Annotated in this window: 1 protein-coding gene; it reads left to right on the top strand. The window is 38.1% G+C overall.

Features of this window, described 5'->3' with window-relative positions; genetic code table 11:
* A partial coding sequence (locus A1D25_RS01960; protein ID WP_240327084.1) for an autotransporter outer membrane beta-barrel domain-containing protein occupies nucleotides 1-223 on the top strand: 223 nt, incomplete at its 5' end.
* Nucleotides 224-257 lie beyond the last annotated feature (34 nt).

Below are 257 nucleotides of genomic sequence, written 5' to 3'. Positions count from 1 at the left end.
ATATACAGAAATCAATGCGATTACGACACAAACGAATCGCCATAATGTTCGTGTAAATCAATACTCATTTGATGTCGCAGAAAGTAAAGGCAGAATTCAAACTCTACTTGGTATGAGTGCATCTTTGGGGAATCATCGTGTGAGTTTGGAAGGCTCTTTAACCAATGGTAAGCGGTTAGATCAGCCTTATAAAGTGCAAGCGGTTTATCGTTATAGTTGGTAGGACATAGAAAATGATGGGTGTAATGGACAAAATA

The sequence above is a fragment of the Ursidibacter arcticus genome, assembly GCF_009761375.1.
Lineage (GTDB): Bacteria > Pseudomonadota > Gammaproteobacteria > Enterobacterales > Pasteurellaceae > Ursidibacter > Ursidibacter arcticus.
The sequence above is the reverse complement of the archived record's forward strand: the minus strand, read 5'-3'. Positions and strand labels throughout refer to the sequence as shown.